This is a genomic window from uncultured Selenomonas sp. (genome assembly GCA_905372355.1).
Lineage (GTDB): Bacteria > Bacillota > Negativicutes > Selenomonadales > Selenomonadaceae > Selenomonas.
Genome location: CAJPOT010000030.1, coordinates 1 through 6,688, shown reverse-complemented (window position 1 = coordinate 6,688; position 6,688 = coordinate 1). Strand labels below are relative to the sequence as shown.

Annotated in this window: 8 protein-coding genes, 1 tRNA gene and 1 pseudogene; 3 read left to right on the top strand and 7 right to left on the bottom strand. The window is 57.3% G+C overall.

The features are described from left to right. Positions 1 to 204 (top strand): annotated as a pseudogene (locus QZ177_RS10270) (GGDEF domain-containing protein); the annotation flags it as partial. A gap of 65 nt (positions 205 to 269) precedes the next feature. Here QZ177_RS10270 and QZ177_RS10265 read toward each other — a convergent pair. From QZ177_RS10265 to QZ177_RS10255, 3 genes are all read right to left on the bottom strand, one after another. Beyond that, positions 270 to 346: transfer RNA gene (locus tag QZ177_RS10265), tRNA-Arg, on the bottom strand. Positions 347 to 450: 104 nt separating this feature from the next. Continuing rightward, on the bottom strand, positions 451 to 1,104 hold the full coding sequence (locus tag QZ177_RS10260; protein WP_009646898.1) for a TrkA family potassium uptake protein: 654 nt from the start codon (positions 1,102 to 1,104) through the stop codon (positions 451 to 453). A 10-nt stretch (positions 1,105 to 1,114) separates the two neighbouring features. After that, a complete protein-coding gene (locus QZ177_RS10255) occupies positions 1,115 to 2,437 on the bottom strand; it encodes a TrkH family potassium uptake protein (RefSeq protein WP_006190600.1) in 1,323 nt (440 codons plus the stop codon). A 255-nt stretch (positions 2,438 to 2,692) separates the two neighbouring features. Here QZ177_RS10255 and msrB point away from each other — a divergent pair, with 255 nt between their 5' ends. Continuing rightward, positions 2,693 to 3,808: a peptide-methionine (R)-S-oxide reductase MsrB gene (msrB, locus tag QZ177_RS10250; RefSeq protein WP_294177372.1), complete on the top strand. Its 1,116-nt coding sequence runs from the start codon at positions 2,693 to 2,695 to the stop codon at positions 3,806 to 3,808. 79 nt (positions 3,809 to 3,887) lie between these two features. Here the strand turns inward: msrB and QZ177_RS10245 are convergent, their stop codons facing one another. From QZ177_RS10245 to QZ177_RS10230, 4 genes are all read right to left on the bottom strand, one after another. Further along, positions 3,888 to 4,166 carry a type II toxin-antitoxin system YafQ family toxin gene (locus QZ177_RS10245; protein ID WP_294177371.1) on the bottom strand — a complete coding sequence of 93 codons (279 nt, stop codon included), beginning with the start codon at positions 4,164 to 4,166 and terminating at the stop codon, positions 3,888 to 3,890. Then, positions 4,156 to 4,440: a type II toxin-antitoxin system RelB/DinJ family antitoxin gene (locus QZ177_RS10240; RefSeq protein WP_294177369.1), complete on the bottom strand. Its 285-nt coding sequence runs from the start codon at positions 4,438 to 4,440 to the stop codon at positions 4,156 to 4,158. The genes QZ177_RS10245 and QZ177_RS10240 overlap by 11 nt, the downstream gene beginning before the upstream one ends. 106 nt (positions 4,441 to 4,546) lie before the next feature. After that, complete coding sequence (locus QZ177_RS10235) at positions 4,547 to 5,479, bottom strand: PRC-barrel domain-containing protein (protein ID WP_009646884.1); 933 nt, start codon at positions 5,477 to 5,479, stop codon at positions 4,547 to 4,549. Between the two features lie 56 nt (positions 5,480 to 5,535). Further along, positions 5,536 to 5,904 (bottom strand): tetratricopeptide repeat protein, encoded by a 369-nt coding sequence (locus tag QZ177_RS10230; protein ID WP_050992526.1) that lies wholly within the window; start codon positions 5,902 to 5,904, stop codon positions 5,536 to 5,538. A 3-nt stretch (positions 5,905 to 5,907) separates the two neighbouring features. On the opposite strand from QZ177_RS10230, the gene QZ177_RS10225 reads away from it, so the two are divergent. Further along, on the top strand, positions 5,908 to 6,688 hold a 781-nt coding region (locus QZ177_RS10225), incomplete at its 3' end, for a hypothetical protein (RefSeq protein WP_294177364.1).

The window sequence follows — 6,688 nt, the reverse complement described above, 5'->3', positions numbered from 1 at the left end:
TTCGCCGTCTTTGTGCGCGATGTGACGAGCAAGCCGCTTTTGGAACTGAACGTCAAGGGCATCGAAGCGATTTTCCGCCCGGGAAATGCGGAATACGGAAAGTACGGCATGAAGTGCCGCATCACGCTCGCCTATTCGCCGGAGGAAGGCATACGCTGCCGCGACCTTCTCAACGCAGCGAGGAAAAAGGCGCCGCTTCTCTGAGTGTGCAGCAGATCAATATGCAGCAAAAAAGCCTGTCCTCCGAAGAGGTGCAGGCTTTATTTTCATGGTGCGATCGGCGCGATTCGAACGCGCGACCCCCTGCTTAGGAGGCAGATGCTCTATCCAGCTGAGCTACGACCGCAGGCAATGTGTATATTCTAGCAGAAGAAGCGCGAATATGCAAGCGTTAAAAGCGGGCAAAGGAACGGGGCGAGATGTTCGGCATGGTTTTTCTGCTCGGAACAGTCAATCATTTTTCCGAAGTGCGTGGTCGACGTCTTCCTGCTTGCCTGCGACAAGGACGGCGGCATTGGCGGCGAGAATGGTTTGGGCGGAGATATTGAGGTCGATGCGGTCGCCTGCTTTGATGCCGAGGATGTTCAGGTGATGACGGCGGCGGATATCAAGCTCGATGATGCTTTTCCCTTCCCATGCTTTGGGCACGGGCACTTCGTAGATGGCGTATTCGTCGCTGAGCGGGAAGTAGTCGAGGATGTGGTTGGAACCGCAGCGGATGGCCGTCCAAAGGGCGAGTTGGCGCTCGGGGTAGACGGTTTCGTCCGCGCCGTTTCGCAGCAGAAATTTCTCATGAATGTCACGCGAAGCGCGTGCTACGACATAGCGAGCGCCGAACTCCTTGAGGAGCGAGGTCGTTTCGAGGGAGCTCTGAAAGTCATCGCCGATGGCGACGATGCAGACATCGAAGCTGGGGATGTCGAGAGACTGCAGAAAGTCTGCATTGGTGCTGTCGGCGATGAGCGCATTCGTCACGAGCGGCAGTATGCGATTTACACGGTCTTCGTCGTGGTCGACGGCGAGGACCGCATGCTGCATGTCGTGCAGCTTTTCGGCAATGTGGCGGCCGAAGCGGCCGAGACCGATGAGCAGGATGGATTTCATGATGTTCCTCCTATCCGATGGTGATTCGTTCCTCCGGGCGGCGTCCGGATTCGTGCCGGCCGCGCGCGTGTGCCGCAAAGATGACCGTGAGGCCGCCGATGCGTCCGAAGAACATTAAAATCATCATGACGCATTTGGAAAGCGGGCCAAGATCCTCGGTGACGCCGATGGAAAGACCGACGGTCCCCAACGCGGAAGCCGTCTCAAAAGCGCTGTCAATCAAGCGGATGTCGTCGATGAGGTTGAGCAGCACGCTGCCAGAGGCAAAAAGCAGCAGATACATCATGAGGATGGTGACGGCGTGACGCTGGGTTTCGGGCGAAAGACGACGAGAGAAGCAGGTCGGATTCTCTTTGAGCTGAAAGGTGGCGATCATGATGGCGAACAAGGTGAAAGCCGTCGTCGTCTTGATGCCGCCCGCCGTGGAGCCGGGAGAGCCGCCGATGAGCATCAGGACGATGAGAGCGGCGCGTCCCGTCTCGCTGAAGTCTTTGATGTCGATCGTATTGTAGCCGGCAGTGCGGGTCGTGACGGATTGAAAGAGGGAGATCAGGAAGTGTTCGCCCGTGGAAACGCCGGGATCAAGCTCGAAGAAAAAGAAGAAAAGCGCAGGAACAAGGATGAGGACTGCCGTCATCGTGAGGGCGATCTTGCTTTGCAGGCTGTAGGCGCGAAAATTTCTGCGGTTCAGACGTATGTCCGCCCAGGTGGTGAAGCCGAGGCCGCCGGCGATGATGAGGAGCATGACCGTGATGTTTACGACGGGGTCGGCAGCGAAGTCCATCAAGGAATTGCCGAAGAGGTCGAAGCCCGCATTGCAGAAGGATGAGATGGAGTGAAAGACGGCGAAGTAAATGCCGCGCACGAGGCCGACTTTTTGGCAAAAAGAAGGGGCGAGGAAGAGCGCGCCGAGAAATTCGATGAAGAAAGTCAAGCGCAGAATGAAGTAGAGGAGCGGCACGATGCCGCCGAGCTGCGGCGCTGAGACAGCTTCCTTGGAAAGGCTGCGCTGCATGAGTCCGATGCGCTGTCCGGAAAGAGCGGCGAGAGAAACGGCGACTGTGATGACGCCGAAGCCGCCGACTTGAATCATGGCGAGGATGACGAGCTGACCGAAAAGCGTCCAGTAGGAAGCGGTGTCCACGGCGGTGAGTCCTGTCACGCAGCTGGCGGAAACGGCAGTGAAGAGCGCGTCCGAAAGGGAGGCGCCCTCGCCGTTTGCCGTTGCCCAAGGCAGCATCAGAAGTCCTGTGCCGCAGAGGATCAGGACGAGGAAACTCAAGATGATGATGCGGAAAGGCGACAGCCTTCGCAAGAGACCGATGATGTTCATAAGACAGCCTCGCTCTATAATAAAGGAATCCCGGATAAATTCAGCTGCCTGTCTTCGCGCATGTGTTTGCCTGCGTTTTTGAAAAGCACGTCCCTATTGTACGCTCCTTTTCTTGTTTATGCAAGGAAAAATACGGAGGCACAAGAGAGCAGGATTATTCTTAAATAATTTTTATTCTCTTATTATCATATCTTTCGTTTTCTGTGGTATAGTGGAGAAAAGAAAGTGCATTTCATGACCTAGAGGGAGGTACCTATGAAAATTCCATCCTTACGCATCATCTGCGCCTTGGGGCTTGCATTTTGTCTGGGCGGCTGCGGGGCGGCGCCCGCAGCGATGGCTGAGATGCCTGAGGAAATCGTGCAGAAGAACACGCCGCAAGAAGGCGAGGCGGAGATTTACCTCGCGGGCGGCTGCTTCTGGGGCACGGAGCATTACTTGAGCCTTGCGCCCGGCGTCATATCGGCGGAGAGCGGCTACGCGAACGGGCGCACGGCGCGTCCGTCGTATCGCGAGGTATGCTCGGGCAGCGGCCATGCCGAAGCCGTGCATGTCGTCTACGATCCGAAGGTTCTGCCGCTCGAAGAGCTGTTGGAACTGTTTTACGAGTCCATCGATCCGACGGCGAAGAACCGCCAGGGCAACGATGTCGGTGAGCAGTATCGTTCGGGGATCTACTATGTGGCAAAGAGCGGCAGGGCGCACGGGGAAGTCGCTGTGATCGGCGATTCGCTGCGTCGCCTGGAGGAGAGACTGAAAAAGCCTGTCGCCATAGAGACGGGGCCTATCGTGAACTTTTACCGCGCGGAAGAGGAGCATCAGAAGTATCTCGAAAAGCATCCGGACGGCTACTGCCATATCCCGCTTTCGTTGATGGCCGACATGCGCGAGAAGAGCGAAGCGGCGAAAGAAGGGCAGAAGGAGAAGTCTTATGCGAGCCCGTCAGACGATGAACTCAAGGAGCGCCTGACGGCGATGCAGTACAAGGTGACGCAGGAGAAGGCGACGGAAGCGCCGTTTCAGAATGAATACGATCATGAGTTTCGCGCGGGAATCTATTGCGATGTGACGACGGGGGAGCCGCTCTTCGTTTCGACGCACAAGTATGATTCGGGCTGCGGCTGGCCGGCTTTCTCGCGTCCGATCGACGCCTCTCTCATCGCGGAGCACGAGGATACGTCGCACGGCATGGTGCGCACGGAGGTCACGGCAGCCAAGAGCGGCGCTCACCTCGGGCACGTCTTTGAGGACGGTCCCAAGGAATTGGGCGGCATCCGCTACTGCATCAACAGCGCTTCTCTGCGCTTCGTGCCGAAAGAAGAGATGGAAGCGCAGGGATATGGTGCGTATCTGCCGCTGCTGGATGAATGATAGGCTGTGAAAAAGGAAGAGCCGGGCGAAGATGGATTTCATCTTCGCCCGGCTCTTTTCGGATATACAGCAAGAAACTCTAATGGAATAATTCTGCATGAGTTCCTGTATCCATCAAGGTCAATGTTAGAATGTCATCATCGATGCGGTAGACGAGTAGCCAATCTGGTTGAATATGACATTCACGGCATTGGGAAAAATCGCCACTGAGGCAATGATCGGCATATTTCTTAGGCAGTTTCTTGCCACAACGCAGCATTTCCACGATTTCACCGAGAAGCGAAAGATCCAGTCCTCGCTTTTTGGCGCGTTTGTAGCCTCGACGAAAGGCGCGCGTGTACTTCAATTCATACTGCATGTTCGCTCTCCAAGGCTTCTTCTAGTTCTTTCCAGCTCTTGTAAGATGGCACAGATGGATCGTGTGCGATCTGCTCAGCCTCTGCAATGGCCTCAAGCAACTCGGCGGAGCAGGTTCCCGCCTTCACGCTGAATGGCAGGCCGCGATGGATCAGGCATTGGCGCAGGAATACGTTGACGGCTGTGGATAGGTCGAGTCCGAGGCTTTGAAAAAGCGCCATGGAGCGTGCCTTGACTTCGGGATCGAGTCGGATTTGTGCGGATACGGTTGCCATAGTATCATCTCCTTTGCTCTTCAATTATATCACGATGCCACTACAACGTAAACAAGAAATCCCCCGAAGCGGCATTTTGCCGTGTCGGGGGATTTTCTTTGCCTTCTTACTGTACGTTCATCGAAAGCTCGATGATTTTGTTGGCGAGCTTCGCTTTCTGGAGAACCTCTTCGGTGATGTCGCCGCCGGCTTCGACGATGACGACGCCCGTGTCGGTCGTGATGCGGCGCGATGCCTTCTTGTTGAGCAGGAAGCGGCGATGCCTGTCCTCGGTCGCCTTGGCGGCTGCCTTTTCCGCAGGGTCTTCCGCGGTTTCAGGCGCAGCTGCCGGCTCTGGTGCAGGAGCTTCGGCGGGCGTCTCGGCAGCGGGTTCGGCGACGGATTCCGGCGTCGGCTCTTCCGTCGGCTCTGCCGTGGACATATCAGGAACTGCAGGCGTCTCGGGCGCAGGCTCGGGAACGGACTCGGCAGATGGCTCAGCGGCGGGCGTTTCGGCGAATGTCGGGGCAGCTTCAAAGGCGGGAGCTGCAGGAGCTTCGGTTGCGGGCATGGCAGGAGATGCGGTCGCTGTTACGCTGCCGCTGTCGATGACCGTGACCTGCTTGCCGAAGATGGAAATTTGCTCGGCGGAGATGTTGTCGAGGAAATTTCCCTGCGGGTCGGAAATCTCACACTGCACGACCTTGCCGTCGTCGCCGACGTAGATCTCGCTGACAGAACCTTGGATCGTACCTGCCTTTGTGATCGCCTTCGTGCCGATGATGCGCACGTTCTCGTCGAGCAGGTTCTCGAAGTCGACGGCGTCCTCAAGCGTCAGGATGTTCTCGCTGTTTGTGATCGTGATGGCGTCGGCGCCAACGGCGATGACGCTTTCAAATGGGATGAGCTTGACGCCGCGATACCAGTCGTCATCCTCGATCGTGATGGCGGCGACGGCGCCGTTCTTGGCGTCGATGAGCAGGGTCTTGCTCATGCCGAGCTCGCGGCCCTCGGTGATGCTGATCACGGGCAATCCTAAGATTTCTGCACTTGTCTTCATAGATATTTCCCCCTGTGTGTGATAGGTTTTTCTTTCTCTATATCGGAGTTGTATCCTTATGCCTCTTGAGCGGCGCTTTCGATCTCCGCAGAGATTTCAGGCGGTATTTGCGCAAAGGGCGTATGGGCAATTCCGTGGCTTGCCAAGATATGTTGGACGGTGCGCAGGTAGCCGACACTTCGGTGGAATTCCTGCTGCATGGCAACACTTTTTTGCGTTGCTGGAAGCGTGAGCGCCGCCTCGTAGGTTTCGCTTGCAGCTTCATAATCGCCCATTTCCTTGTAGGTATTGCCAAGGTTGATGGCGATGAACGGTGCGTAATCATCGTTCCAGTAGATGCCGAGCGCCTGCTTGTAGGCGAAGACGGCACGACGGGGGTGATGCTCCCGCGACTCCCGGTCTGCATAGTCGAGATAATCATCCATCGAGTGGAGGCGGCCGACGGCTTCGGTGAGCTCCTTAAGCTCGTCCTTGGCACGCCGGCGTTCTTCTTCGCTGGGCAGTACCGCAGGCTCGAGGTCAAGATCTTCCTCATCGACGGCTTCGTCAGCAGTCTCTTCGGCGGTTGCCTCATCTGCCTCGACTTCGTCAGCCGCTTCTTCAGCATTTGCTTCAGCCGCCGCGACTTCGTCGGCCGCTCCTTCGGCAGTTGGCTCAGTTGCCTCGACTTCGTCGGTCGCTTTTTCAGCAGTTGTCGCAGCCGCCGCGACTTCGTCGGTCGCTTTTTCAGCAGTTGTCGCAGCCGCCTCGACTTCGTCGGCCGCTTCTTCAGCATTTGCCTCAGTCGCCGCGACTTCGTCGGCCGCTTCTTCAGCATTTGCCCCAGTTGCCTCGGCCGCCGCGACTTCGTCGGCCGCTTCTTCGGCATTTGCCTCGGCCGCCTCGACTTCGTCGGCCGCTTCTTCAGCATTTGCCCCAGTTGCCGCGACTTCGTCGGTCGCTTCTTCAGCAGTTGTCGCAGCCGCCTCGATTTCGTCGGTCGCTTCTTCAGCAGTTGCCTCAGCCGCCGCGTCTTCGTCGGTCGCTTCTTCGGCAGTTGTCGCAGCCGCCTCGACTTCGTCGGTCGCTTCTTCAGCAGTTGCCGCAGCCGCCTCGACTTCGTCGGTCGCTTCTTCAGCAGTTGTCGCAGCCGCCTCGACTTCGTCGGTCGCTTTTTCAGCAGTTGTCGCAGCCGCCTCGACTTCGTCGGTCGCTTTTTCAGCAGTTGTC